Origin of the sequence: Pseudodonghicola flavimaris, assembly GCF_030164425.1 — a bacterium.
Lineage (GTDB): Bacteria > Pseudomonadota > Alphaproteobacteria > Rhodobacterales > Rhodobacteraceae > Pseudodonghicola > Pseudodonghicola flavimaris.
In genome coordinates this window covers 43,726-67,200 of sequence record NZ_JASNJD010000008.1, presented here as the reverse complement: position 1 = coordinate 67,200, position 23,475 = coordinate 43,726, and the positions used below count along the sequence as shown (strand labels likewise).

The window sequence follows — 23,475 nt, the reverse complement described above, 5'->3', positions numbered from 1 at the left end:
CTGCGGCATAAATGGCCTTGAAGGTTCGCCAAGTGGCGCCTAAATGACCACTCGAAGGCGATGGCGCCCAGTTGCGCATCATCTTCATACCTCCCTGTTGGACTTGGGCCGAGCTTAGTGCTCGGCCTCTTTTTTTGTGCATCGTACTGCGCCGCCGCTGCGGTGACAGCAGCAATCCCCTTTTCCCCAAGCAGGCCATGCCTTATGAGAACCGCAGACATGAGCCATGCGGAGACCCCCGACCGATGCAAGACCCAGAGATCACGCCGGAGCTGATCGCGAGCCACGGGCTGAAGCCGGACGAATATGAGCGGATCCTCGACATCATCGGACGCGAGCCGACTTTCACCGAACTCGGCATCTTCTCCGCCATGTGGAACGAGCATTGCTCTTACAAGTCGTCCAAGAAGTGGCTGCGCACCCTGCCCACCACCGGCCCGCAGGTGATCTGCGGCCCCGGCGAGAATGCCGGCGTCGTCGATATCGGGGACAATCAGGCGGTGGTCTTCAAGATGGAGAGCCACAACCACCCGTCGTATATCGAGCCCTATCAGGGCGCGGCCACCGGCGTCGGCGGCATCCTGCGCGACGTCTTCACCATGGGCGCCCGGCCAATCGCGGCGATGAACTCGCTCAGCTTCGGCGAGGTCGATCACCCGAAGACCAAGCAGCTGGTGCATGGCGTGGTCGAAGGCGTCGGCGGTTACGGCAACAGCTTCGGCGTGCCGACCGTGGGCGGCGAGGTTCGTTTCCACCCCGCCTATAACGGCAACTGCCTGGTCAACGCCTTTGCCGCGGGCCTGGCCGACGCCGACAAGATCTTCTATTCCGCCGCCTCCGGTGTCGGCATGCCGGTCGTCTACCTCGGGGCGAAAACCGGACGCGACGGCGTCGGCGGCGCCACCATGGCCTCAGCCGAATTCGACGACACCATCGAGGAAAAGCGCCCCACCGTTCAGGTTGGCGACCCCTTCACCGAAAAACGGCTGATGGAAGCCACGCTGGAACTGATGAAGACCGGCGCGGTGATCTCGATCCAGGACATGGGGGCCGCAGGCCTCACCTGCTCCGCCGTCGAGATGGGCGACAAGGGCGAACTGGGCGTGCGGCTCGACCTGGAAAAGGTGCCCTGCCGCGAAGAGGCGATGACCGCCTACGAGATGATGCTGTCGGAAAGCCAGGAGCGGATGCTCATGGTGCTGCGCCCGGAGAAAGAGGCCGAGGCGCGCGCGGTATTCGACAAATGGGACCTGGATTTCGCCATCGTCGGCGAGACGATTGCCGAAGACCGGTTCCTGATCATGATGAACAATGAGACCAAGGCCGATCTGCCGCTGTCGAAACTGTCGTCGGAAGCGCCGGAATACGATCGCCCCTGGGTCGAAACCCCAGCTGCCGAGCCGCTCGCCGATGTGCCGCAGATCGATCCGATCGACGGGCTGCGCGCGCTGATCTCCTCGCCGAACTACGCAGCCAAACAGTGGGTCTACGAGCAATACGACAGCACCGTGATGGCCGACAGCGCCCGCGGTCCCGGCTTCGGCCCCGGCATCCTGCGGGTGCATGGCACCGAGAAACTGCTCGCCTTCACCTCGGACGTGACCCCGCGTTACGTCAAGGCCAACCCGGTCGAGGGCGGCAAGCAGGCGGTGGCAGAGGCCTATCGCAACCTGACCGCCGTGGGGGCGACACCGCTGGCCTCCACCGACAACCTCAATTTCGGCAACCCCGAAAAGCCCGAGATCATGGGCCAGTTCGTCGGCGCCATCCAGGGCATCGGCGCTGCGGTCGGCGCGCTGGACATGCCGATCGTCTCCGGCAACGTCTCTCTCTACAACGAGACCGACGGCCAGGGCATCCTGCCGACACCGACCATCGGCGCGGTCGGCCTGATCGCCACCGGGGACGATGTGATCGGAAGTCAGGTCCGCGACGGCCATGTGGCGCTTCTGGTCGGCGAGACCGACGGTCATCTGGGCCAGTCCGCCCTGCTGGCCGAGGTCTTCAACCGCGAGGACGGCGATGCGCCGGCGGTCGATCTGGAGGCCGAGAAGCGCAACGGCGATTTCATCCGCAACAATCGCGCGCTGATCACCGCCTGCACCGACCTGTCGGACGGCGGCCTGGCACTGGCGGCATTCGAGCTGGCCGAGGGTTCCGGCGTCGGCGTGCATCTGGATGACGGCAACACCCCCTTCCTCTTCGGCGAGGATCAGGCGCGCTATCTGATCGCCTGCAACTTCGATCAGGCCGAGGCGCTGATGATCGCCGCCGGCCAGGCCGGCGTGCCGATCACCACGGTCGGCCGTTTCACCGGCGACACCGTGCGGTTCGACGGGTCCGAGGCACCGCTGGAAGAGCTCTCCGCGCTCTATCGCGGCAGCTTCGAAGCGACCCTGGGCTAAGCCGCCCGCAACCTGCGCCAGACGGGTGCGCCGCGCTTGCGCGGCGTGCCCTTGCATCCTACATCTGGTCACGAGACCAACAGGAGTTACCCCGCATGGCCATGCAAGCCCACGAAATCGAAGCTCTGATCCGTGCCAGCTTCCCCTCTGCCCAGATCACCATCACCGATCTGGCCGGCGACGGGAATCACTGGGCCGCGGAGGTGATCGACGAGAGCTTTCGGGGCCAGAACCGGGTTCAGCAGCAGCGCGCCGTCTATGCGGCGCTGAAGGGCAAGATGGACGGACCGGACGGCGATCTGCACGCGCTGGCGCTGACCACCAAAGCCCCCGACTGACCCATCCATCCACCTGCCGCAAGGAGACGCGCGAAATGACCGACGCAGCAGACCGTATCCAGGAAACGATTTCCGCCAATGACGTGGTGCTCTACATGAAGGGCACCAAGGACATGCCGCAATGCGGCTTTTCCCAGCGTGTGGCCGGGGTCCTGAACTACATGGGCGTAGACTACGCCGATGTGAACGTGCTGGCCGATGCCGACATCCGCCAGGGCATCAAGGATTTCTCCGACTGGCCGACGATCCCGCAGCTCTATGTGAAGGGCGAATTCGTCGGCGGCTGCGATATCGTCACCGAGATGATCCTGTCGGGCGAGCTGGATCAGCTGTTCGACGACAAGGGCGTGACCTACGACAAGGACGCCGCCGAGAAGATCCGCGAAGCCAACGCCTGAGCGCGTCGCGGCCCTTCCGCCGAAGTGACAAAAAAGCCTGCGGGAGCATCCCTCCCGCAGGCTTTTTTCCGGGTCTCTGGGTCTTGCAGCCCGCCGGTTCAGCTCTCGGCGCCGGCCTTTTCCTCGATCTCATCGGCCAGCGCCTCGGCCCGAGCCGCCAGTTCGGCCAGCGTCTCGGTGACCGAGGCCGGCACCACCGGCACCTCGATCCGCTCCGGTTCCGGCGCCGGCGCATTGCGCAGCGCCTCCAGTTCGGCCTCGCGTTCGGCCAGCCGCGCCTCGACCTCCTTGATCCGGTCCTCGACCGCGGCGGTCTTGTCGGCCAGCATCAGCCCGGCCATCAGCAGCATCCGCGCCTCCGGGATGCGGCCAATCTGGTCGGAGAGCACCCGCGCCTCGTCATCCAGCATCTTGGCGGCGGAATGCAGATAGCTTTCCTCGCCCTCCTGGCAGGAGACGTCGAAGCCGCGCCCGCCGATATGAATGGTCACTTCGGGCATCAGTTGTCCTCCCCTTCCGGCCGGGTCGCGGCATGCGACAACAGCGGTTCCAGCCGCGACAGGATTGCACCAGCCTCCGCCGCATCGGCGGCCTGGGTGGCCCGCAGCGCCTCCAGCTCGGCCAGCATGGCACGGTTGATCAGGCTGGGCTCCCCGACGCCGGCCTCATTGGCCTCGCGCAGGGCGGCATTGGCTTCACGCAGTTGTTCGTTCGATTTTCGCAGCCTCTGCACATCGACATCCAGCCGCGCCGCCATTTCCGCCTGATGCGCGATCTCCGCCTGCAGGGCCTCCAGATCGGCCACGGCCTCCGGACCGGGCCGCTCGGCGATCTCGGCCCGCAGCGCCGCGATCTCGGCGCGCAGGGCCTCCTCCGTGGCGCTGTCGCTGCGGTCGGCCTTCAGCGCGGCCAGTTCGGCCCGCAGCGCCTCCGCCTCGGCGCCGTCCTCGGCCAGCGCCGTCTTCAGCGTCTCCAGCTCAGCGCTCAGCGCCTCCAGATCGGCGGTCTCCGCCAACCGGGCCTGCAACGTGGCGACCTCGGCGCGCAACGCCTCCATCTCTGCCGCCGCCTCTTCCGACGGTTCCGCGGTTTCGGCGCTGCCGGCAGCCTCCAGTTCGGCCTGCAGCGCCGCCATCTCCTCGGCGTGACGATCCTTCAGATGCTTCAGCCGCTCCTCCAGCTGGGCGGTGACCAGCTTCTCTTCCTCGAGCGCGCTGGCCAGATCGACATCCGCGGCGGCGCGCTCGGACGCCTGCGCGCTCAGCGCACCGAGGCCGACGCCGATGCGGGCCATCGCTGCGGTGATCCGGCTTTCCAATTCCTCTATCTGGCTCATGCCTCTTACCTTCTGCTGCGCGCCTCTCGCCCGGGTGGCCCCCGGTGCGCTGCGCACGTTTCCCCCGGGGCCTCCCCGGTCACGACGACCCCGCATGCCCCGTTCCGCGTCCGACGAATCGCGCCGGCCCCCGGTCAGCCTTAGTCTACCCAAACAAGGGGCAAAATACCCCCCCTTTGGTTTCAAGCACTTGGCCGGTTGACCTTATGTGAAACCCGCGAAAAACCGTACAAAACTTGATCTTTGGCCCCCGGCTGATATTGAGCGGCTCATTCGCTCCATAACGTCCGAGGACTCCTCCCGTGGATCTGACCGCCCTGCGCACCGCCCATCCCGACCACTGGAACAAGGCTGCCGCCATCCGTACGCTGACGCTGGATGCCATTCACGCCGCCAATTCCGGCCATTCCGGCATGCCCATGGGCATGGCCGACGTGGCAACGGTGCTCTATGAAAAGCACCTGAAGTTCGACGCCGCGGCCCCGAACTGGCCCGACCGCGACCGCTTCATCCTCTCGGCCGGCCACGGCTCGATGCTGCTCTATTCGCTGCTCTATCTCACCGGCTACCCGGAAATGACACTGGAGCAGATCAAGAACTTCCGCCAATGGGGCGCGATCACCGCCGGCCACCCGGAATACGGCCACGCGCCAGGCATCGAAACCACCACCGGGCCGCTGGGCCAGGGCATTGCCACCGCCGTCGGCTTCGCCATGGCCGAGGAACTGCAGCGCGCGCGCTATGGCAAGAAGGTGGTCGATCACTATACCTATGTCATCGCCGGTGACGGCTGCCTGATGGAGGGCATCAGCCAGGAGGCCATCGCCTTTGCCGGCCGCCAGCAACTGGGCCGTCTGATCGTCTTCTGGGACAACAACAACATCACCATCGACGGCACCGTCGATCTGGCCGACCGCACCGATCAGATCGCCCGCTTCCGCGCCTCCGGCTGGCATGTGCAGGACATCGACGGCCATGACCCCGAAGCCATCGATGCCGCCATCGAGAAGGCCAAGGCCACCCGCAAGCCGTCGATGATCGCCTGCAAGACCCATATCGCGCTCGGCTCCTCGGCCCAGGACACCTCCAAGGGCCATGGCGCGCTGACCGATCCGCAGCTGATCTCGGACGCCAAGGCCGCCTATGGCTGGACCGCACCCGCCTTCGTCATCCCGGATGACATCAAGGCGCAGTGGGAGGCCATCGGCCAGCGCGGCGCGGTGGAACGCGCCAACTGGAACGTGCGCTTCGCCTCGCTCTCCGAACGCAAGCAGGCCGAATTCACCCGCGCCTATGATCGCGAGGTGCCGAAAAAGCTGTCGGCCACCATCCGCGCGCTGAAGAAGCAGATCACCGAAACCGCACCGAAACTGGCCACCCGCGCCAGCTCGGAAAAGGTGCTGGAGGTGGTCAACCCGCTGATGGTGGAAACTGTCGGCGGCTCTGCCGACCTGACCGGGTCGAACAACACCAAGACCGCCGATCTCGGCATCTTCATGCCGGAGAACCGCAAGGGCCGCTACGTGCATTGGGGCATCCGTGAACATGGCATGGCGGCGGCGATGAACGGCATGGCGCTGCATGGCGGCGTGCGGCCCTATGGCGGCACCTTCATGGCCTTCACCGACTATGCCCGCCCGGCAATGCGTCTGGCCGCACTGATGCGCATTCCCACCGTCTTCGTGATGACCCATGATTCCATCGGTCTGGGCGAAGACGGGCCGACCCACCAGCCGGTGGAGCATCTGGCGATCTCGCGGGCGACGCCCAACACCTATGTGTTCCGCCCCGCAGACACCGTGGAAACCGCCGAAGCCTGGGAAATCGCGCTGAGCGCCAAGGAAACCCCCAGCGTTCTGTCGCTGACCCGCCAGGGGGTGCCGACCCTGCGGCTGGACCACAAGATCAACAACCTGACTGCCCAAGGCGCCTATGTGCTGGCGGATGCGACAGGCAAGCGCGAGGCGATCCTGATCGCCACCGGCTCCGAAGTCTCCATCGCCATGGCGGCCCGCGACCTGCTGCAGGCCGAGGGCATCGGCACCCGCGTGGTCTCCATGCCCTGCATGGAGCTCTTCGCCGAACAGGACGAAGCCTACCGCCGCAAGGTGCTGCCGGCGGGTCCGGTGCGGGTCGGGGTCGAGGCCGCGGTGCGTGCCGGTGGCTGGGACCGCTGGCTGCTGGGCGAGCGCGGTCGCGAGGCCAAGGCCGATTTCGTCGGCATGGAGGGCTTCGGCGCCTCCGCCCCGGCCAATGTGCTCTATGAGAAATTCGGCATCACCGCAGAGGCGACCGCCGCCAAGGTCAAGGCGCTCCTGGGCAAATAAGCGCCGCCATGGAGACCAGAGATCGTTGAAGAGGGGCCGCAAGGCCCCTCTTCGCGTTTGCGGGACAACGGGGCTGCGGGAAGAGCATCGATGCGCTAGGCTGTCGGCCACCAGAGAGGAGGCCGGACATGCGCAAGATTCAGGTACAGGGTATGCATCACATCACGCTGATGGGGGCGGATCGCCAGACCTCCATCGATTTCTGGGAGGGGGTGCTGGGCATGCCCTTCGTCTTCGAACAGCCCAATCTGGACAATCCCGGCGACAGCCACCTCTATTTCGATCCCGGCGACGGCCGGCTGATCACCATCTTCACCAATGAGAACCGCCCCGGCGACCGCCACCGCACCGCCACCGATCCCGGCTGTGTCCACCATCTGGCCTTCAACGTCTCGCACGCCAGCTTTTCCCAGGCGGAGGCGCGGCTGAAGGCGCGCGGGATTCATTACTTCGGGCCGAAAGACCGCGGTTTCATGGACTCGCTCTATTTCAAGGATCCGCTCGGCATGCTAATCGAACTGGCCTGCTACAAGTTCGAGCCGCCCTTCGGCTGCAGCCATGCCGATGTGATGATCGAGGCGCACCGCATCCGCACCGGCCGGGGCGACGATCATATCGAGGAAGTGCATCTGGCCGATGCGATCGAGGCGCTGGTCGAACGCCGTCAGCAGAGCCTGTCGGACGACCGCAGCGCCAGAAACCCGTTCTGAGCTGCAGCGCCCGGCGCGACAGGGCGCGGGCCCGGCCCGCACCCTTCAGGGGTCATTCGCTGGTTTCGACCACCAGCAATTCGCGTTCCGAGGCGCCGCGCGCATGGCTCAGCGCCTCCTGATACTCAGGCGAGTGATAGCAGCGCACCGCGGTATCCACGTCCGGGAACTTGGCAACCACGTTGCGCGGCCGCTCCTTGCCTTCCAGCTGCACATAATTGCCGCCACGGGCGATGAATTCACCGCCATGCTTGGCAATCGCCGGACCGGCCAGCTTGGCATATTTGCCATAGGCCTCTTCGTCCGTCACGGTCACATGCGCGATCCAGAGTGCGCCCATCTGTTATCCCTCCAGCACTTTCTCGGCCGCGGCGATTGCCGCATCGGCCTGGGTGATATCGCTGCCGCCGCCCTGCGCCATGTCGGGCCGGCCACCGCCGCCCTTGCCCCCGAGCGCGGCCACCGCCGGGCGCAGCAGATCGGGCGCCTTGATCTTGTCGGTCAGATCCGGGGTCACCCCCGCCGCCACTGCAACCTTGCCGCCGGTATCGGCGATCAGCAGCACCGCGCCAGAGCCGATGCGGACCTTGTGTTCGTCGATCAGCGGCGGCAGGTCCTTGCCGGTCACGCCGGAAAGCACCTGGGCCACGAATTTGACGCCACCGATCTCTTTCGCCTCGGGCGCCGCACCGCCGCCGCCGGCCATCGCCAGCTCGCGCCGGAGCTGCGCCAGCTCATTGGTCAGCTCCTTGATACGGTGCTGATCGGCCCGCACCCGGTCGATCAGCTCTTCCGGCGCCGCCTTCAGCTCCCCCTGCAGATCGGCGAGAATGCCGCGCATCCGGGCGACATAGGCCTCCGCCCCCGGGCCGGTCAGCGCTTCGATCCGGCGCACGCCAGCGCTGCTGGCGCTGTCGCCCAGCAGGACGAATTCACCGATATCGCCGGTGCGCTTGACATGCGTGCCGCCGCAGAGCTCCAGCGAATAGGTGGCGTGATCCGCCCCCTTGCCCGATCCCGGCAGCACCCCCATCGAGACCACCCGCACCTCATCGCCGTATTTCTCGCCGAAGAGCGCCCGGGCGCCGAGCTCACGGGCATCGTCCGGGGTCATGATCCGGGTTTCCACCGCAGAATTCTGACGGATGTAATCGTTCACCTCCGCCTCGACCTGGGCCAGCTCTTCCGGGCTCAGCGCCTTGGCATGGCTGAAATCGAACCGCAGCCGATCCGCCGCGTTGAGCGAGCCGCGCTGTGCCACGTGATCGCCAAGCGCCTGGCGCAGCGCCTCATGCAGCAGGTGGGTGGCGGAGTGATTGGCGCGGATCGCCGCGCGACGGTCCTGATCGACCTCCAGCAGCGCGCCCTCCCCGGTGGAAATCGTGCCCTCGACCACTTCCGCGAAATGGATGAAGACGCCGGCGGTCTTGCGGGTATCGATGATCCGCGCCACACCGCCATCGGTCCGCAGGGTGCCGGTGTCACCGACCTGACCACCGGATTCGCCATAGAACGGCGTCTGGTTCAGCGCGATCTGCAGACTGTCGCCGGCACTGGCCGCAGCGACCTCTTCCCCGTCCTTCACCAGCGCGAGGATCTGCCCCTCAGCGGTTTCGGTGTCATAGCCGAGGAATTCGGTCGTGCCCTTGTTCTCGGCCACCTCGAACCAGATGGTGGCATCCGCGGCCTCGCCCGAACCGGCCCAGGCGGCGCGCGCCTTGGCCTTCTGTTCGGCCATGGCGGCATCGAACCCTTCGATATCGACGCTGCGGCCCTTTTCGCGCAGAGCGTCCTGGGTCAGGTCGAGCGGGAAGCCATAGGTGTCATAGAGTTTGAAGGCAGCATCGCCCGGCAGCGCGGCGCTGTCGTCGAGCTTGTCCAGCTCCTCGTCCAGCAGTTTCAGCCCGCGGTCTAGCGTCTGCTTGAAGCGGGTTTCCTCCAGCTGCAGGGTTTCCTCGATCAACGTCTGCGCCCGGCCAAGCTCGGGGTAAGCCTCGCCCATCTGGCGCACCAGCGCCGGCACCAGCCGATACATCAGCGGGTCCTTGACCCCCAGAAGATGGGCGTGGCGCATCGCCCGCCGCATGATCCGGCGCAACACATAACCGCGCCCGTCGTTCGACGGCATCACCCCATCCGCGATCAGGAAGGAGGTGGAGCGCAGGTGGTCGGCGATCACCCGGTGATGCACGTTGTGATCGCCGAAGGGATCGACGCCGCTGGCCTCCGCGCTAGCCTCGATCAGCGCGCGGAACAGATCGGTGTCATAGTTGTCGTGGCTGCCCTGCAGCAGCGCGCCGATCCGTTCCAGCCCCATGCCGGTGTCGATCGACTGCATGTCGAGTTCGCGCAGGCTGCCGTCTTCGAACTGTTCGTTCTGCATGAAAACGACGTTCCAGATCTCGATGAACCGGTCGCCGTCTTCCTCCGCGCTGCCCGGAGGGCCGCCCCAGATATGGTCGCCATGATCGTAGAAGATCTCGGTGCAGGGGCCGCAGGGCCCGGTCGGCCCCATCTGCCAGAAGTTGTCGGAGGTGGCGATGCGGATGATCCGATCCTCCGGCACGCCAACCTTCTTCCAGATCTCGAAGGCCTCGTCATCGGTGTGATAGACCGTGGTGAGCAGCCGCGATTTGTCGATGCCGAATTCCCGCGTCACCAGTTCCCAGGCGAAGGGGATCGCCTCCTTCTTGAAATAATCGCCGAAGCTGAAATTCCCCATCATTTCAAAGAAGGTATGATGGCGCACCGTATACCCGACGTTGTCCAGGTCGTTGTGCTTGCCGCCGGCGCGGACACATTTCTGCGCCGAGGTGGCGCGTTTATAATCGCGGTGCTCAAGGCCGGTGAACAGGTTCTTGAACTGCACCATACCGGAGTTGGTGAACATCAGGGTGGGGTCGTTGCGCGGCACCAGCGGGCCAGAGGGCACGACCTCGTGCCCCTGTTTCGCGAAGTAGTTCAGAAACGTCGATCGAATTTCGTTCAGCGTGGGCATTTTAGGGTTCTCGACGGCCAGTTATGCGGTTTCCGCGCAGGTTTATCCCCCCGCCCCGGCCCTGTCCACTCCCGCTTGCCCGAAACTGCGGCAGAAGGCGAACGGAGGCGGCAACGAAAAAAGGCGGGACCGCTGCCCCGCCTCTGTCTGTCACTGCCAGTCCGATCTTTGGCGAAGGACCAGGCCCCTCTGTCCGACCGGGACGCGCTCAGGCCTCCAGGATGTCGTCGCCGTCGGTGTCCTGCGCCGCCATGTCGAACTCCAACCCGTGGGCGGCGCGGATCTTGTCCTCGATCTCCAGCGCCATGGCGCTGTGTTCGCGCAGGAACTGCTTGGCATTCTCGCGGCCCTGGCCGATGCGCTCGTCGCCATAGCTGAACCAGGCGCCGGCCTTGTTCACCACACCGGCCTTGATACCCAGATCCAGCAGCTCGCCCATCTTGGAGATGCCTTCGCCATACATGATGTCGAATTCCACCTGCTTGAACGGCGGCGCCACCTTGTTCTTGACGATCTTCACCCGGGTCGCGTTGCCGACCACCTCGTCGCGGTCCTTGATCGCGCCGATCCGGCGAATATCCAGCCGCACCGAGGAATAGAACTTCAGCGCATTGCCGCCGGTGGTGGTTTCCGGGCTGCCGAACATGACGCCGATCTTCATCCGGATCTGGTTGATGAAGATCACCATGCAGTTCGACCGGCTGATCGAGCCGGTCAGCTTGCGCATCGCCTGGCTCATCAGCCGGGCCTGCACGCCGACGCTGGAATCGCCCATATCGCCTTCGAGTTCGGATTTCGGCGTCAGTGCGGCGACCGAGTCGACCACCACCATGTTGACCGCCCCCGAGCGCACCAGCGTATCGGTGATCTCAAGCGCCTGTTCGCCGGTGTCGGGCTGCGAAATCAGCAGTTCGTTCAGATCGACGCCGAGCTTGCGGGCATATTGCGGGTCGAGCGCATGTTCGGCGTCGACAAAGGCGCAGACGCCGCCCCGCTTTTGCTGTTCGGCGATGCAATGCAGCGTCAGCGTGGTCTTGCCCGAGCTTTCCGGCCCGTAGATTTCGACGATCCGGCCCATCGGCAGGCCACCGATCCCCAGCGCGATATCCAGGCCCAGAGAACCGGTCGAACTCGCCTCGATCTCCTGAATGGCGTTCTCGCCGCCCAGCTTCATGATCGACCCCTTGCCGAACTGCCGTTCGATCTGGGCCAGCGCACTGTCCAGCGCCTTTTGCTTGTCCGCGCTGGTTTTGTCGTTCTTGCTGCTCATCGTCAAAAGATCCGCCATTGTCCCGTTCGCCCTATGTTTGTCACACCCGCCAGCGGGCGGCAATCGCGTGTTTGTTCCCGCCTTGTTCTTTATGAGCACAAAAGTGGAACATTTCAACGGAAATCTTGCGCGCCACCGGTCTTTTCTATTTTACTGACAGCGGTCCCGCCCCGGGACGAACCATCGCCGGCCGCGAAAGGATCGGATATAAATGCTTGTTTTCTATAAGGAACGGCTTGTCTTCCTCTCGGTCCCCAAGACCGGCACCACTGCCTATGAAAGCGCGCTGCGCGATCGGGCCGACATGGTGATCTCCGATCCACCGGAGCTGAAACACGCCCCTGTCTACCGCTACAACCGGTTTTTCCGGCCGATGTTCGACAAGGTTTGTCATGCGGAGATGGAAACGCTGGCGGTGATGCGCGAACCGATCAGCTGGCTCGGCAGCTGGTATCGTTATCGCCGGCGCCCGTTCATGGCAGGCAAGCCCAATTCGACCCATGACATCAGCTTCGACGATTTCGTCGAGGCCTATGCCAAGGGCGATCCGCCGGGGTTCGCCCGGGTCGGCAGCCAGGCCAAGTTCCTCGAACCGCGGCCCAACGGCACCCGGGTCATGCACCTGTTCCGCTATGAGGCGCAGGACCGGCTGCGGGCCTTCCTGCAGGACCGGCTGGACATGGAGATTGCCACCGCGCGGGAGAATGTCTCGCCCGAGATGCCGCTCAGCCTGTCGCCACGGGTGGAGGAGAAGCTGCGCCGCAAATGCGCCGAGGAATTCGCGCTCTACGACTCGATCGCCTGAGGCGCCGCCGCGCCCGGCTCAGTGCATCTGCTCATAGACAGTTTCGGCCAACTGAGTGAGAGAGAAGGGCTTGGGCAGGAACACCGAATTCGGCACCTCCGGCCCGTCCGCGTCCAACGCACCCTCGGCGTAGCCGGAGACGAAGACCACCCGCACGTCGGGCCGCAGTTCCTGCGCCTTGCGCACCCAGCTGGGGCCGTCCATGCCCGGCATCACCACATCGGTGACGAAGACATCGACCACCAGATCGGGGTCCTCCAGCATCTTCAGCGCGTCTTCCGCCGATTCCGCCTCCAGCACGGTATAGCCGCGCAGCCGCAGCGCACGGGAGGCGAAGGCGCGCACTGGCGCCTCGTCCTCGACCAGCAACACCACGCCCTCCCCCTGTTTCGGTGCCTCCGGCTCCACCTGCGCCACGGGGGCGGGCTGGTCCTCCTCCACCGGCTCATAGGCCGGGAAATAGAGGGTGAATTCGGTGCCGGAGCCTTCGATGGAATCGACGAAGATAAAGCCGCCGGTCTGCTTGACGATGCCATAGGCGGTCGACAGCCCCAGCCCGGTGCCCTCGCCGGTGCGCTTGGTGGTATAGAACGGCTCAAAAATCGCCTGCAGCTTGTCACGTGGGATGCCGACGCCCTCGTCGCGCACCCGCACGGTGACGTAATCGCCCGCCGGCACGGTGGCCCGGTCGCGCTCCAGCGGCGCCTCCAGCGTCACCACCTCGGTCTCGATCCGGATATCGCCGCCCTGGGGCATCGCGTCGCGGGCGTTGACGACAAGGTTCATCAGCACCTGTTCCAGCTGCCGCTTGTCGGCGCGGATCGGCCGCAACACCGGATCGTGCGACAGCGTCAGCCGCACCTTCTCGCCCACCAGCCGGTTCAGCAGATGGGTCAGGTCGGACAGGGTGTCGCGCAGGTCGATAACCTGCGGGCGCAGCGTCTGTTTGCGCGAGAAGGCCAGCAGCTGGCCAACCAGCGCAGCGGCGCGGTTGGCGTTCTGTCGGATCTGCACCAGATCGCCATAGTCCTGATCGCCCTGATCGTGGCGCAGCAGCAGCAGGTCGCAATGGCCCGAAATCGCGGTCAGAAGGTTGTTGAAGTCATGCGCGATGCCGCCAGCCAGCTGGCCGATGGCCTGCATCTTCTGGCTCTGGACGAATTGCGCCTCCAGCGATTTCAGCTCGGTCGCGTCGTTCATTACCGCGATCAGGATCGGCTCGCCGCCCTCCACCACCCGGCTCAGGCTGACCTGCACGAAGGTCTCGCGATCCTTGCGCGTCAGCCGCAGGAATTCCGACGGGTTCGAGCCGGCCTCGCGCACCGTCTCGCGCAGCCAGTCCGGGATCGGCCGGCCCAGCCCCTGCATGAAGCCGCCCAGCATCGCATTGGCGCCGACCGGGCCGCCCAGCAGCTCCACCGCCTCGCGGTTGGCGGCGAGGATCCGGCCCGAGGGCGCCAGTTTCAGCATCGGCACCGGCAGCGTGTCGAAGCCCGAGGCGCGCGCCTCGCCGACCTGACCGTCGACCGGCAACAGGAACAGTTCGCTGCGTCCGGCGGTGCCGGTGAATTCCGCCACCAACACGTCACGCAGCCCTTCGGAGGTCGACATCACATTGACCTGACCGGTCTGCACCGGCAGCGCCGGGAACAGCCGGTCGAGCGATTTGACCCGCTGGCCGGCCAGCTGCCGCGCCGCCTCGTTCATGAACAGCACCGCGCCGGCGCGGCCCAGCGTGATCACCGGCACCGGCAGGGTTTCGGCTCCGCGGGCGGAATGCGGCCGCTCCGACATGTCCTCGACCCGCCAGAGATAGCCCTCCTGCCCCATCTGATGCACCGCCAGCCGCACATGGCCGCGCCGGGTCACCAGGTCTTCACGCGCCGATCCGGTCTGCGCGGCGCGGTTCTGCAACCGGTAGAGCACCGCCGAAGGATTGGCAAAGATCGACCGGAGCGTCCCAGCCAGCGTGCCGTTGGCGGTTTCGGGAAACTGCTGTTCGGCGGCGGCGTTGCGGGCATGGACATGGCCTTCGGCATCGGCGACGAAACTGGGAACCGCATCCTTGTCGATGAAGCCCTCCAGCAGATCGTTCGCCAGATCGAGCCCGCGCCGCGTGCTGATCCGCTGTACCCCCAGCACGACCGAGACCAGCGCCAGCGTCACCGCCGACACCAGCATTCCCATCCGCGGCAGCCCCTCGGGCGCCAGGAACAGCCCGCCTGCCCCCAGACACAGCGCGATCAGCAACACCCCCAGCACCCGGGGCGGTTCCGGGGCGGCGGCTTGAAACAGATTTCTGACGGCAATCGGGCGGCTGGTCACGGGTCTTGCTCCGTCCGATGTGTCGGACTTTCTGGGATTCGGATTGAACTACATCTGCTCTTTTGGCGGAATAGCGGTTAAGCCCATCTTAACGCTGTTCTTTTCCACCCGAAGGCGATTATGAGCCAAGCCGGTCCCGGGTCAAGTGGGCGGCAAAGAACCCATCGGCCCCCTCGGCCACCGACCAGCGCTGCCGTTCCTCGCAGTGCCAGCCGCCGTGGCGTGCCAGAAACGCCGCGATCCGGTCGCCGTTTTCGCAATCGAGCTGCGAACAGGTGGCATAGGCCAGCGTGCCGCCCGGCGCCACCAGTCCGGCGGCCCGGTCGAGGATGCTGTCCTGGGTGGCGTTGAGGGCGGAGAGCCCCTCCGGCGTCAGCAGCCATTTGCCCTCCGGCGCCCGCCGCCAGGACCCGCTCCCGGAACAGGGCACATCGCAGAGCACGAGATCATAAGGCGCCGCGCGGTCGACCTCGGCCCCCTCCAGCAGCGTCACGCGGGCGCCCGCGCGTGCCGCCCGCGCCGGCAGATCGCGCATCCGGCGCGGTGCCGCGTCATGGGCGAAAAGCGTCACATCGGCCAGTGCCGCCATTGCCAGCGTCTTGCCGCCGCCGCCGGCGCAATAGTCCAGAACCCGCTGCCCCTCACGCAGCGGCAGCGCCGCCACCACGGCCTGGCTCGCCGCATCCTGCAGCTCCACCCGACCGTCAAGATAGGCGGCGGCATTGCGGATGCGCCGGGCGCCCTCGGTCACCTCCAGCGCCGTCGCCGCCGCCGGATGCGGCTGGCAGAGGATACCGTCCTCGGCCAGAGCCGCCAGGGCACCGGCCAGATCGGTTTTCGACAGATTGACCCGCAGATGCACCGGCGCGCGGTTCTGCAGGGCGCGGGCGGCGGGCTCCGCCTCCGCCCCGAGGCTGGCCGAGAAGGCTGGCCAGAGCCAGTCGGGGATATCCAGCGCCTCCGGCCCCGGTGCCGGGCTGTGACCCGCGCCGTCCAGGGGTCCCAGCGGCGCCGGAGCATGGCCCTCGCCGGTGAACAGCGTCTCCGGCGCCGGGCCGTCGCGCCGCAGCAGCCCCAGCATCAGCCCGCGCCCGGTCTCCACCCCGCCGCGCGCAGCCAGAGAACGGCGCGCGCGCAGCACGTCGAAGACATGATCGCGGATCGCGGCGCGATCCTTCGATCCGGCGAAACGGCTGCGCCGGGCCCAGCCGGTCAGCGCCTGTTCAGCGGCCTTGCCGGCCAGGATCTCGTCCAGCACCTCGATTGCGGCGGCGACCCGCGCGGCCGGGGTCATTGCGGCAGGCTCCGGAACCCGCCGCCGTCCAGGGCGGCCAGGCGGAGGAATTTCTCCGGTCCCGGCAGATGGCTGCCGCTGAAGATCAGCCCGGCGGCGGCAATCCGGTCGAAGGCGGCCAGACGGCTGGCATCGGCCACGGCGCTGTCAATGTCGTATCGGGTATGCACCGCCGGATCGGGCAGTTGCAGCGCATAGGAATGCGCGACGTCGCCGATCAGCGCCAGTTGCCCGCCGATCATCAGCCCCATATGCCCGGGCGTATGGCCGGGCAGCGACCAGGCGCTGACCCCCTGCCCCAGATCGGCGTCCGGGCCGACGGTGGTGATCCGGTCGGCCGCCGCCGCCAGCAGCCGGCCGCCGGCGCTGTCGGGCCGATCCTGCCAATAGGCCCGCTCCGCCGCCTGCATCACGATCCGCGCGCGGGGAAACATCAGGCTGCCGTCGGGCGTCAGTGCGCCCGCGGCATGATCGCCATGCAGATGGGTGAAGAGGATACGGTCGATCTGCTCCGGCGCGATGCCGAGTTCGGCCAGACGGGCGATCAGCCGGCCACCGGCCCCGTCATAGATCGCCGGACCGCAGCCGGTGTCGACCAGATCGAGCTGGCCGTCGGCGTGGCGCAGCAGGTGGCAGTTCACCGCCACCTGCACGCTGCCGGGATGGGCTGCCTCGCGCCGCGCCGGATCGACCTCGGGAAACACCTCCGTGCCCAGGTCGATCCGCCCGTCGGTCAGACAGAACACCTCGGTTCGGGCCACCGACAGCTGCGCGATCCCCTCCACCATGCGGGTCATCCGATCCGGTAGTTCGGGCTTTCGCGGGTGATCTGCACGTCGTGGACGTGGCTTTCGCTCAACCCGGCGCCGGTGATCTTCACGAAGCGGCAGTTCTTGCGCATCTCTTCGATGGTGCCGTTGCCGGTATAGCCCATGGCCGCCCGCAAGCCGCCGACCAGCTGGTGGATCACCGCGCCCGCCGGCCCCTTGTAGGGCACCTGGCCCTCGATCCCTTCGGGCACCAGCTTGTCACTGGCGGCATCCTTCTGGAAATAGCGGTCGGCCGAGCCGCGCGCCATCGCCCCGAGCGAGCCCATGCCACGATAGGATTTGAACGACCGGCCCTGATAGAGGATGACCTCGCCCGGGCTTTCATCGGTGCCGGCGATCATGCTGCCGACCATGGCGCAGGAAGCGCCGGCGGCGATCGCCTTGGCGAAATCGCCGGAGAACTTGATGCCGCCATCGGCGATCACCGGCACATCGCCGGCCGCCGCGGCGCAATCCATGATCGCGGTCAGCTGCGGCACGCCGACGCCGGCGACCATGCGGGTGGTGCAGATCGAGCCCGGCCCGATCCCCACCTTGACCGCATCGGCGCCGGCCCCGATCAGCGCCCGGGTCGCTTCGGAGGTGGCGACGTTGCCGGCGATGATCTGCACGTCGTTCGACAGTGTCTTGGCCCGGGTCACCGCATCCAGCACGCCGGCGGAATGGCCATGTGCGGTATCGATCACCAGAATATCGACACCGGCGTCGATCAGCGCCTCGGACCGCTCGAAGCCGGCATCGCCGACCGAGGTCGCCGCGGCCACCCGCAGCCGGCCCAGTTCGTCCTTACAGGCCGTGGGGTTCAGAACCGCCTTTTCGGTGTCCTTCAGAGTGAGCAGACCGGTCAGCTTGCCCTCGCCGTCGGTGACCAGCAGCTTTTCGATGCGGCGCTCCTTCATCAGGCTGATCGCCTCTTCGCGATCCGCCGGCTCCTTCAGGATCGCCAGATTGTCACCGGTCATCATGGCGTGAACCGGCGTGTCGTCGTCGCGGGCGAAGCGCATGTCGCGGTTGGTGACGATACCCACCACGCGGCCGGCCTCATCGACCACCGGAAAACCGGTGAAGCCGTAACGCTCGCTCAGCGCCTTGGCATCGGCGAGTGTCTGGTTCGGCGTCAGGGTGATGGGGTTGTAGACGATGCCGCTTTCGAAGCGTTTGACCCGGCGGACCTCTTCGGCCTGGGCCAGCGCGTCGAGGTTCTTGTGGATCACCCCGATGCCGCCGGCCTGCGCCATGGCAATCGCCATGCGGGCCTCGGTCACCGTGTCCATGGCACTGGACAAAAGCGGGATATTCATGCTGATGCGGCGGGTCACATGCGTCGCGGTAATCGCCGTGGACGGCAACACCGACGAGGCCGCCGGAACAAGCAATACGTCATCGAAGGTCAGGGCCTCACGAATCTCCATCGGACATCTCCAGGGGGTGGGTTCGTTTGGCGCTTCCCTATTGCATGGATGGGGGGAGGTGAAAAGGCCAATTCGCCGGTTCCCCCGGCCCGAACGACCGTCTTGCGCGCAAAGCCGATCTGCGCCAAACGCCGTGACAGGCGGCGAAATTCCGGCCGCAGCCCCTGCGGCCCCGGTCCCTGCCACCGTCCCGCGGGATCGCCGCCGCCCCGGAGGAAGGTCGCCCGCTGACCCCAAAGGGACGCAAACCCGACAGTGCCGCCGCCCGGCGCGCCCTAGTCTGGCCCGTAAAAGAAGGAACGCGCATGTCCCAGGATCCGCTTGTCATCTTCACCCCCTCCGGCAAACGGGGGCGGTTCCCCGTCGGCACCCCGGTGCTGAGCGCAGCGCGTCAGCTCGGCGTCGATCTCGATTCCGTCTGCGGCGGTCGCGGCATCTGCTCGAAATGCCAGATCACCCCCGCCTATGGGGAATTCCCGAAACACGGGGTGCATGTGGCAGAAGACGCGCTGTCGGCGTGGAACGCGGTCGAGCAGCGCTATGACGACAAGCGTGGGCTGAAACCCGGGCGCCGGCTGGGCTGTCAGGCCACGGTTCAGGGCGATGTGGTGATCGATGTGCCGCCCGAAAGCCAGGTCCACCGGCAGGTGGTGCGCAAGGCGGCCTCCACCCGGGCGGTGGCGATGGATCCGGCGACACGGCTCTGCCTCGTCGACGTGGAGGAGCCCGACATGCACTCCCCCACCGGCGATCTGGAGCGGCTGGAGCGGGCGCTGAAGGAACAATGGGACATCGACGCGGTCGAGGCTGACCTCAGTCTTCTGAGCAAGCTGCAGAAGGTGCTGCGCAAGGGCGGCTGGCAGGTGACCGTGGCGCTCCACCGCGATCACCGGGGCGGCAGCGCCCGCATTCTCGACCTCTGGCCCGGGCTGCACGAAGGCGGGCTGTTCGGGCTGGCGATCGATCTCGGCTCCACCACCATCGCGGCGCATCTGACCGATCTGGAAACCGGCGCCGTCATCGCCTCGGCCGGGCTGATGAACCCGCAGATCCGCTTCGGCGAGGATCTGATGAGCCGGGTCTCCTATGCGATGATGAATCCCGGCGGCGCGGCGGAGATGACGGCGGCGGTGCGCGCGGCGTTGAACGATCTGGCCGGCGATCTCGCCACCCAGGCGAAGATCGCGCCGGAGCTGATCGTGGAGACCGTTTTCGTCTGCAACCCGGTGATGCACCACCTGCTGCTCGGGGTCGATCCGGTGGAACTGGGCCAGGCGCCCTTCGCGCTGGCCACCGCCGAGGCGCTGCACCTCGGCGCCGCCGCGCTGGATCTGACGGCGATCAACCCGCGCGCCCGGGTCTATATCCTGCCCTGCATCGCCGGCCATGTCGGCGCCGATGCCGCCGCCGTCGCGCTGGCGGAGGAGCCGCAGAACTCCGACGATCTGGTGCTGATCGTCGATGTCGGCACCAATGCCGAACTGCTTCTGGGCAACCGGTCACGGGTTCTGGCCTGCTCGTCGCCGACCGGGCCGGCCTTTGAAGGCGCCCAGATCAGCGCCGGCCAGCGCGCCGCCCCCGGCGCCATCGAGCGGGTCGAGATCGATCCGGTCAGCAAGGAGCCGCGCTTCCGCGTCATCGGCTGCGATCTGTGGTCGAACGAAGACGGCTTTGCCGAGGCGACCGCCGCCACCGGCATCACCGGCATCTGCGGATCGGGCATCATCGAGGCGGTGGCGGAGATGCGGATGGCCGGGCTTCTGGATGCCTCCGGGCTGATCGGCTCGGCGGAACAGACCGGCAGCCCGCGGTCGCTGCCCGAGGGACGCACCCACGCCTATCTGCTGCATGACGCCAGCGCCGAGGGCGGCCCGCGCATCACCGTCACCCAGGGCGATATCCGCGCCATCCAGCTGGCCAAATCGGCGCTTTATGCCGGGGCGCGACTGCTGATGGACGAAATGGGAGTCGAGCGGGTGGATCGCATCGTGCTGGCCGGCGCCTTCGGCGCCCATATCTCCACCCGGCACGCGATGGTACTGGGGATGATCCCCGACGCCCCGCTGGAAAAGGTCACCAGCGCCGGCAATGCCGCCGGCACCGGTGCCCGCATCGCGCTGTGCAACATCGCCGCGCGGGCAGAGATCGAACGGGTGGTGCGGCAGATCACCAAGGTCGAAACCGCCATCGCGCCGAAGTTTCAGGAGCATTTCGTCGCCGCCAATGCGATCCCGCATTTCAGCGATCCCTTCCCTGAGCTTGCCCGTGTCGTCACCCTGCCCGAGGTCAGCTTCAACGCCGGCCCCGACAGCGGCGGACGCCGGCGTCGCAAACGGAGTTGAGCGCGCCTCTGGCGCGCGCCTTCGGCGAGAGTATTTTCGCAGAGAAGAAGCCACCGCCGCGCCCGGAGGGGTGATGGCGGTATCTGCTGTCAAGACGGTGACGGCCCCCGGGCAATTTCCGCGCGAAACCCGCGCCTCGGCCCTTGACGTGCCCGCGGGCCGCGATTATCCAGACGCTCCAGAGCGCGGGTATGGTGAAAAGGTATCACGCGAGCTTCCCAAGCTTAAGTTACGGGTTCGATTCCCGTTACCCGCTCCAAAATCTCCCCTTAAGTTCTTGATAAATAAGTAAAATAAATGAGGGCTGTTTTACCAGCCCCCCACTTAGCCCCCCACTTGATTGCCTATAGGCCGCTGCCTATTCGGCCCGAAAAATACCGTCCAGCTCCGCGATACTCAGCATGGTCGAGCCCTCGACCTTGCGCGCCGACAGCTTCCCCTTGCCGATCATCCGATAGAACGTCGTGCGGGAGAGACCATAGACGCGCGTGGCGTCCGACAGCTTCATGCCCCTCGGGTTCGGAGTTCAGTGCTCGTGCCGCTTCTCCCCCCTCTGCCGGCGGCTTCGCACATTTACTAATCGAGGCGGACAGCCAGGCCAAAACAAACCTGGGGCCATTCATCTCGCACCTGCGTCGTCGCGTTTGCTGAGAATGGCAGAACTGCCAGCTATGGGCCGTCCGCTATGAACGGGGACCCGAAAGCGACTGGAGACCGTCCAGACGAAATACCTCAACCGGCTCTCGAATGCCTTTTAGCGCCAGCTTTCCGACAGTCACGGTCTGGAACTCGTTTTCAATTGCGATGGCGGCACGTGGTGACAGCAGGATTTCACCATCATCAGCATGATCGCATAGACGAGCGGCCAGGTTTACCGCCGTCCCCGAGGCCGTGTAGTCGTATCGCCCCTCGTATCCCACCATACCAACCGTCGCATATCCCAAAGAAACCCCCACGCCGAACCCAAGGCGATGCCCCAAGCGTTTCCAGGAAATGCAGAGTTCTTCCATGCGAGACCGCATAGCAAGTGCAAGGCGGACCGCGTTTCCGGCCGGCTCGTCGCAAGGCAGAGGATCATTGAAGAGGACCATGATTCCGTCGCCGGATCGATGATCCACACCCGCGCCGTGTTCGTTGATCAAGCGGCCCATTTCCCGATGGTAGGTTTGAAGTACCTCTATGGTTTCTTCGGGCTCTGCAGTTTCGCAAAAGGCGGTGAACCCCCGAATGTCGCAAAAGAGCACGCCGAGCAGGGCGCGATGGCTCGACAGCAGCCTATCCGAGCCTTGGGAAATCACGGTGTCGGCAACTGCGGCGGGCAGGAACCTTTTCAATCGGCTCAGGCGTTCGAGCTCGTTGACCTGTCGGGCAACCCTGTCGCCAAGTTCCGCGTTCAGATTTTCCAGTGCCCGGAACTGGCGAACATTCTCTATCGCGATGACGGCCTGCGCCGCGAAGCTCTCGACCAATGCGATTTCCTGTGCGTCGAATGCCCGGACCTCCCGGCGAAACATTGTCAGCGTTCCAAGTGCGGCGCCGTCCTTCATCAAAGGAACGAACAGCACGCTGCGAATGTTCGAGGCGTCGACCATGGAGCGGACAATCGGACTGCCTGCGGCGTAGAGTTCGCTTTCACCCATGTCGTCGTGCGCAATCAAATGTCCTTCGATGATCGACTTCGCAGCATAGGACAAGGAACCATCCATCCTCATCTGGCCCGTCTCGAAGAGCTCAATGGCCTCTCGAAACATGCCGTTGTGTGCCGCCAACACCTGCACATCATCCTCTGACGTTCCCAGGATCAGCCCGGAAAGCGGCGCATTGCAAAGCGCGCATGCACGCTTGAGGATGGCATCAAAAACCGGCCGTTCGTTGTCCCGGCTTTGGCTGATTATCTCCAGGACCTCGGCTGTCGCTGTTTGCTGTTCGAGGGTTTCGCGTGTCCGGTTCAAAAGCGCGGCATTTTGGATCGCGATGCTAACCTGCTCCGCAAAGGTTTCCACCAGCCTGATTTCCACTTTTGTCGGGCGGTTTTCGGCGCGAAACCCAAGAACGATTGTGCCCCAAACCTGCCCCTGGAAGGGGATCGGGACGCCAAGGACCTCTTCAAAATCATAGATCTTTGCCAGGTCTCTATCGGCATAATCCGGCGCGATGGCCTGCTTAATATGCGTCGTCTTTCCAGTCTCCCAAACCTGGCGGCTGGCCGATCCCGCCGGCATGATTTTCGGAAAATCAGCCAGATAGCCCGTTAGCTCATGCTCTGGAAACCCATAGGTTGCAGCATGGTGCAACATCTCTCCCTCGATGCGCCACAGGTTGCAGAAGTCAGCGATACACAGTTTGGTCGCATGTCTTGCCACCGCATCCAGAACCGGCTGTACGTCGCCACGCCCCAGTTGAATGAGAGACAACACGTCTTGAAGAGCGGCTTCGCGAGCTTCACCCCGAGCCAACGCATCGTCCATAGAGGGTGTGTCCGACATTTCCGTCAAAAGGCTCCGAAAACTCGAGGATCCTCATCGATGTTAGAACAAACGAGGCGCCATTTGCCATAAGCAATGGTCGAGAAGCGGTTCCGCCGGGGGTGGTCAGGTCTGGGAAAACTGCGCAACAGAGATGCACATGGCAACGACGGGCGGCTCAGGGCCGAAATCGGCGTTTGCTATGCCTTGCGGTCAGGAT

Annotated in this window: 18 protein-coding genes and 1 tRNA gene; 8 read left to right on the top strand and 11 right to left on the bottom strand. The window is 65.7% G+C overall.

What is annotated here, in order from left to right:
• Positions 1–245: 245 nt before the first annotated feature.
• The 3 genes from purL to grxD all read left to right on the top strand — a co-directional run bounded on the left by purL (position 246) and on the right by grxD (position 3,141).
• Positions 246–2,405 (top strand): phosphoribosylformylglycinamidine synthase subunit PurL, encoded by a 2,160-nt coding sequence (gene purL / locus QO033_RS12470; protein ID WP_284481309.1) that lies wholly within the window; start codon positions 246–248, stop codon positions 2,403–2,405.
• A gap of 95 nt (positions 2,406–2,500) precedes the next feature.
• Positions 2,501–2,743 carry a BolA family transcriptional regulator gene (locus QO033_RS12465; protein ID WP_284481308.1) on the top strand — a complete coding sequence of 81 codons (243 nt, stop codon included), beginning with the start codon at positions 2,501–2,503 and terminating at the stop codon, positions 2,741–2,743.
• 35 nt (positions 2,744–2,778) lie between these two features.
• A complete protein-coding gene (gene grxD, locus QO033_RS12460; RefSeq protein ID WP_284481307.1) occupies positions 2,779–3,141 on the top strand; it encodes a Grx4 family monothiol glutaredoxin in 363 nt (120 codons plus the stop codon).
• A 98-nt stretch (positions 3,142–3,239) separates the two neighbouring features.
• Here the strand turns inward: grxD and QO033_RS12455 are convergent, their stop codons facing one another.
• Together QO033_RS12455 and QO033_RS12450 are read right to left on the bottom strand one after the other, a co-directional pair.
• Positions 3,240–3,641 carry a cell division protein ZapA gene (locus QO033_RS12455; RefSeq protein ID WP_284481306.1) on the bottom strand — a complete coding sequence of 134 codons (402 nt, stop codon included), beginning with the start codon at positions 3,639–3,641 and terminating at the stop codon, positions 3,240–3,242.
• A complete protein-coding gene (locus tag QO033_RS12450) occupies positions 3,641–4,477 on the bottom strand; it encodes a coiled-coil domain-containing protein (RefSeq protein ID WP_284481305.1) in 837 nt (278 codons plus the stop codon). Before QO033_RS12450 ends, QO033_RS12455 begins: the two co-directional genes overlap by 1 nt.
• A 302-nt stretch (positions 4,478–4,779) precedes the next feature.
• On the opposite strand from QO033_RS12450, the gene tkt reads away from it, so the two are divergent.
• Both tkt and QO033_RS12440 read left to right on the top strand, forming a co-directional pair.
• Entirely contained in the window at positions 4,780–6,804 is a 2,025-nt protein-coding gene (gene tkt, locus QO033_RS12445; RefSeq protein ID WP_284481304.1) for a transketolase, read from the top strand.
• Positions 6,805–6,932: 128 nt separating this feature from the next.
• Entirely contained in the window at positions 6,933–7,514 is a 582-nt protein-coding gene (locus tag QO033_RS12440) for a VOC family protein (protein WP_284481303.1), read from the top strand.
• 52 nt (positions 7,515–7,566) lie between these two features.
• Here QO033_RS12440 and QO033_RS12435 read toward each other — a convergent pair whose 3' ends face one another.
• The 3 genes from QO033_RS12435 to recA all read right to left on the bottom strand — a co-directional run bounded on the left by QO033_RS12435 (position 7,567) and on the right by recA (position 11,800).
• Complete coding sequence (locus tag QO033_RS12435; RefSeq protein WP_284481302.1) at positions 7,567–7,854, bottom strand: DUF1330 domain-containing protein; 288 nt, start codon at positions 7,852–7,854, stop codon at positions 7,567–7,569.
• 3 nt (positions 7,855–7,857) lie between these two features.
• Positions 7,858–10,512: an alanine--tRNA ligase gene (gene alaS, locus QO033_RS12430; protein ID WP_284481301.1), complete on the bottom strand. Its 2,655-nt coding sequence runs from the start codon at positions 10,510–10,512 to the stop codon at positions 7,858–7,860.
• A gap of 208 nt (positions 10,513–10,720) precedes the next feature.
• The gene (gene recA, locus QO033_RS12425) at positions 10,721–11,800 is read right to left on the bottom strand and encodes a recombinase RecA (RefSeq protein ID WP_284481300.1); all 1,080 of its coding nucleotides are present in this window, start codon (positions 11,798–11,800) and stop codon (positions 10,721–10,723) included.
• Positions 11,801–11,993: 193 nt separating this feature from the next.
• Here recA and QO033_RS12420 point away from each other — a divergent pair, with 193 nt between their 5' ends.
• Positions 11,994–12,587 (top strand): gamma-glutamyl kinase, encoded by a 594-nt coding sequence (locus tag QO033_RS12420; RefSeq protein WP_284481299.1) that lies wholly within the window; start codon positions 11,994–11,996, stop codon positions 12,585–12,587.
• An 18-nt stretch (positions 12,588–12,605) separates the two neighbouring features.
• Here the strand turns inward: QO033_RS12420 and QO033_RS12415 are convergent, their stop codons facing one another.
• The 4 genes from QO033_RS12415 to guaB form a co-directional block, all read right to left on the bottom strand.
• The gene (locus QO033_RS12415) at positions 12,606–14,912 is read right to left on the bottom strand and encodes an ATP-binding protein (RefSeq protein WP_284481298.1); all 2,307 of its coding nucleotides are present in this window, start codon (positions 14,910–14,912) and stop codon (positions 12,606–12,608) included.
• A gap of 118 nt (positions 14,913–15,030) precedes the next feature.
• Positions 15,031–16,206 carry an RsmB/NOP family class I SAM-dependent RNA methyltransferase gene (locus tag QO033_RS12410; protein WP_284481297.1) on the bottom strand — a complete coding sequence of 392 codons (1,176 nt, stop codon included), beginning with the start codon at positions 16,204–16,206 and terminating at the stop codon, positions 15,031–15,033.
• Complete coding sequence (locus QO033_RS12405) at positions 16,203–17,003, bottom strand: MBL fold metallo-hydrolase (RefSeq protein WP_284481296.1); 801 nt, start codon at positions 17,001–17,003, stop codon at positions 16,203–16,205. Before QO033_RS12405 ends, QO033_RS12410 begins: the two co-directional genes overlap by 4 nt.
• Positions 17,000–18,448, bottom strand: a complete 1,449-nt coding sequence (guaB, locus tag QO033_RS12400; RefSeq protein ID WP_284481295.1) for an IMP dehydrogenase — start codon at positions 18,446–18,448, stop codon at positions 17,000–17,002. Before guaB ends, QO033_RS12405 begins: the two co-directional genes overlap by 4 nt.
• 305 nt (positions 18,449–18,753) lie before the next feature.
• On the opposite strand from guaB, the gene QO033_RS12395 reads away from it, so the two are divergent.
• Entirely contained in the window at positions 18,754–20,790 is a 2,037-nt protein-coding gene (locus QO033_RS12395; protein WP_284481294.1) for an ASKHA domain-containing protein, read from the top strand.
• 185 nt (positions 20,791–20,975) lie between these two features.
• A tRNA-Gly gene (locus QO033_RS12390) sits at positions 20,976–21,049 on the top strand.
• A 99-nt stretch (positions 21,050–21,148) separates the two neighbouring features.
• Here the strand turns inward: QO033_RS12390 and QO033_RS12385 are convergent.
• Entirely contained in the window at positions 21,149–21,298 is a 150-nt protein-coding gene (locus tag QO033_RS12385) for a helix-turn-helix domain-containing protein (protein WP_284481293.1), read from the bottom strand.
• Positions 21,299–21,473: 175 nt separating this feature from the next.
• Entirely contained in the window at positions 21,474–23,258 is a 1,785-nt protein-coding gene (locus QO033_RS12380) for a GAF domain-containing protein (protein WP_284481292.1), read from the bottom strand.
• Positions 23,259–23,475 lie beyond the last annotated feature (217 nt).

Coding starts and splice junctions, on each gene's coding strand:
- recA (WP_284481300.1), bottom strand. CDS start 11,800: ATGGCGGATCTTTTGACGATGAGCAGCAAGAACGACAAAACCAGCGCG.
- QO033_RS12405 (WP_284481296.1), bottom strand. CDS start 17,003: ATGACCCGCATGGTGGAGGGGATCGCGCAGCTGTCGGTGGCCCGAACC.
- QO033_RS12450 (WP_284481305.1), bottom strand. CDS start 4,477: ATGAGCCAGATAGAGGAATTGGAAAGCCGGATCACCGCAGCGATGGCC.
- QO033_RS12380 (WP_284481292.1), bottom strand. CDS start 23,258: ATGGACGATGCGTTGGCTCGGGGTGAAGCTCGCGAAGCCGCTCTTCAA.
- QO033_RS12465 (WP_284481308.1), top strand. CDS start 2,501: ATGGCCATGCAAGCCCACGAAATCGAAGCTCTGATCCGTGCCAGCTTC.
- QO033_RS12455 (WP_284481306.1), bottom strand. CDS start 3,641: ATGCCCGAAGTGACCATTCATATCGGCGGGCGCGGCTTCGACGTCTCC.
- QO033_RS12440 (WP_284481303.1), top strand. CDS start 6,933: ATGCGCAAGATTCAGGTACAGGGTATGCATCACATCACGCTGATGGGG.
- QO033_RS12410 (WP_284481297.1), bottom strand. CDS start 16,206: ATGACCCCGGCCGCGCGGGTCGCCGCCGCAATCGAGGTGCTGGACGAG.
- grxD (WP_284481307.1), top strand. CDS start 2,779: ATGACCGACGCAGCAGACCGTATCCAGGAAACGATTTCCGCCAATGAC.
- purL (WP_284481309.1), top strand. CDS start 246: ATGCAAGACCCAGAGATCACGCCGGAGCTGATCGCGAGCCACGGGCTG.
- QO033_RS12395 (WP_284481294.1), top strand. CDS start 18,754: ATGTCCCAGGATCCGCTTGTCATCTTCACCCCCTCCGGCAAACGGGGG.
- QO033_RS12385 (WP_284481293.1), bottom strand. CDS start 21,298: ATGAAGCTGTCGGACGCCACGCGCGTCTATGGTCTCTCCCGCACGACG.
- QO033_RS12420 (WP_284481299.1), top strand. CDS start 11,994: ATGCTTGTTTTCTATAAGGAACGGCTTGTCTTCCTCTCGGTCCCCAAG.
- QO033_RS12435 (WP_284481302.1), bottom strand. CDS start 7,854: ATGGGCGCACTCTGGATCGCGCATGTGACCGTGACGGACGAAGAGGCC.
- alaS (WP_284481301.1), bottom strand. CDS start 10,512: ATGCCCACGCTGAACGAAATTCGATCGACGTTTCTGAACTACTTCGCG.
- guaB (WP_284481295.1), bottom strand. CDS start 18,448: ATGGAGATTCGTGAGGCCCTGACCTTCGATGACGTATTGCTTGTTCCG.